The sequence below is a fragment of the Agromyces sp. P1_H4 genome (assembly GCF_056405255.1).
This window is the reverse complement of sequence record NZ_JBFUCL010000443.1, coordinates 1-2,427: the sequence shown is the minus strand read 5'-3', so window position 1 is coordinate 2,427 and position 2,427 is coordinate 1. Positions and strand designations below refer to the sequence as shown.

General features: G+C 72.2%; 3 protein-coding genes. All 3 read right to left on the bottom strand.

Annotation, left to right across the window (positions count from 1 at the left end; translation table 11 throughout):
• Positions 1-212, bottom strand: a 212-nt coding sequence (locus AC1DY2_RS18600) for a biotin/lipoyl-containing protein (RefSeq protein ID WP_476763759.1), incomplete at its 3' end; no start/stop codon positions are given.
• A complete protein-coding gene (locus AC1DY2_RS18595) occupies positions 212-1,234 on the bottom strand; it encodes an alpha-ketoacid dehydrogenase subunit beta (RefSeq protein ID WP_476763758.1) in 1,023 nt (340 codons plus the stop codon). The genes AC1DY2_RS18595 and AC1DY2_RS18600, both read right to left, overlap by 1 nt.
• Positions 1,231-2,334, bottom strand: a complete 1,104-nt coding sequence (pdhA, locus tag AC1DY2_RS18590) for a pyruvate dehydrogenase (acetyl-transferring) E1 component subunit alpha (protein WP_476763760.1) — start codon at positions 2,332-2,334, stop codon at positions 1,231-1,233. Before pdhA ends, AC1DY2_RS18595 begins: the two co-directional genes overlap by 4 nt.
• Positions 2,335-2,427 lie beyond the last annotated feature (93 nt).

Below are 2,427 nucleotides of genomic sequence, written 5' to 3'. Positions count from 1 at the left end.
CTGCCGGCGTGGAGCACCTGGCCGGTCTCGCCGCCGAGCGACTCGACGACCCCCGCGAACGGCGTGGGCAGCTGCACGACCGACTTGGCGGACTCGAGTTCGACGACGGGCTGGTCGATCGCCACCTCGTCACCCGGCTGCACGAGCCAGGCGACGATCTCGGCCTCGGTGAGGCCCTCGCCGAGGTCGGGGAGGATGAAGTCGCGTCCCATCAGGCGTCCCATTCCCAGGTCTCGAGCGCCGCGAGCACGCGGTCGGGGGTCGGCAGGTGGAACTCCTCGAGCTTCGGCGAGGGGAACGGGATGTCGAACCCGGTGATGCGCAGCACGGGTGCGGCGAGGTGGTGGAAGTTCCGCTCCGTGATGCGCGCGGCCACCTCGGCGCCGTAGCCGCCGAACTGGGCCGCCTCGTGGATGACCGCCGCCCGGGAGGTCTTCCGCACGGATGGCCCGACCGTCTCGTCGTCGAAGGGGGAGAGGCTGCGCAGGTCGACGACCTCGATCGAGAGGCCCTCGGCGGCGGCGGCGTCGGCCGACTCGAGCGCGGTGCGCAGCGTGGGTCCGTAGGCGAGCAGCGTCACGTCGGTGCCCTCGCGCACCACGACGGCACGATCCATCGGCGCGGTCGTGACCGGCAGCGCGACCGGCGCCTTCGACCAGTAGCGGCTCTTGGGCTCCATGAAGACGACCGGGTCGTCGCTGTCGATCGCCTCGCGAAGCATCGAGTACGCGTCCGCCGGGTTCGACGGCATCACGACGGTCAGGCCGGGCGTGGCGGTCCAGTACGCCTCCGAGGAGTCGGAGTGGTGCTCCACGCCCCCGATCGCGCCGGCGCAGGGGATGCGCACGACCATGGGGAGCGACATCCGGCCCTTGGTGCGGTTCCGCATCTTCGCGACGTGCGAGACCATCTGCTCGAACGCCGGGTAGCTGAACGCGTCGAACTGCATCTCGACGACGGGACGCATGCCGTACATCGCCATCCCGATCGCGGTGCCGATGATGCCCGACTCTGCCAGGGGGGAGTCCCAGATGCGGTCCTCGCCGAACTGCGCCTGCAGTCCGTCGGTGACGCGGAAGACGCCGCCGAGCGGGCCGACGTCCTCGCCGTAGACGACGACCCGGTCGTCGGCGGCCATCGCGTCGCGGAGCGCGGCGTTCAGCGCGSCGGCCATGGTGAGCTGCGTCGGCGCGGATGCCTCGGGCGCGACCTGCTCGGTCGTCGTCGCGGTCATCGGGCGGCTCCTGCGGTCTGGGCGGCGGCGGACTGGGCGGCCGCGTGGATCGCGGCGTCGGCGAGCTCGGCCTCGAGGCGCGCCCGCTGTTCGAGGAGGGCCGCCCGAGGACGGGCGTAGACGTGGTCGAACAGCTCGAGGGGGTCGATCTCGGCTTCGACGGTCATCAGGTCGCGCGTGTGCGCGGCGACCGACTCCGCGGCATCCGTGATCTCGGCTCGCATGGACTCCGACAGCGCGCCCTCGGACACGAGGTACTTCTCGAGACGCTCGATGGGGTCGCGACGCTTCCAGTGCTCGACGTCGCGGGCCTGGCGGTAGCGGGTCGGGTCGTCGGAGTTCGTGTGCGCCTCGATGCGGTAGGTGAGGCCCTCGATGAGCGTCGGGCCGCCGCCGGCCCGAGCCCGTTCGACCGCGGCGCGCGTGACCGCGTAGACCGCCGCGACGTCGTTGCCGTCGACGTGGTAGCCGGGCATTCCGTACCCGACGGCCTTGTCGGCGAGGGTGGCCGCGCGCGTCTGGCGCGACAACGGCACGCTGATCGCGAACTGGTTGTTCTGGATCAGGAAGACGGTGGGGGTCTGCCAGACCGCCGCGAAGTTGAACGCCTCGTGGGCGTCGCCCTCGCTCGTCGCGCCGTCGCCGAGGTACGTCATGGTCACGATCGGGTCGTGCCGCAGGCGTGCCGCGTGCGCGAGGCCGACCGCGTGCAGCGCCTGCGTGGCGAGGGGCGTCGCCTGCGAGGCGGTGCGATGCGCGTGCTGGTCGTAGCCGTTGTGCCAGTCGCCCCGGAAGGACTGCAGGATGTCGCCGGGCTCGATGCCGCGCGTGAGCAGCGCGATGCTGTCGCGGTAGGTGGGGAAGAACCAGTCGCGCGCCTCGATCGCCGAGATCGCGCCGATCTCGCAGGCCTCCTGGCCGTAGGCCGACGGGTAGGTCGCGAGCCGGCCCTGCCTGGTGAGCGCCGTGACCTGGACGTCGAACCGGCGGGCGATGACCATGCGACGGTAGAGCTCGAGGAGCGTGTCGAGGTCGGGCAGCTCGAAGCCGCMGGCCGCCGCGCCGTGCACCGCGTGCCCCGCGTTGTCGAGGAGCCGGATCGGCTTCTCCGACGGGAGGGTTCGGACGCTCTGGTGCTCGACGGTGAGGCGCAGATGGCCAGGGTGCGCCAGCTGGCGCGCGCGCGGGGGGCG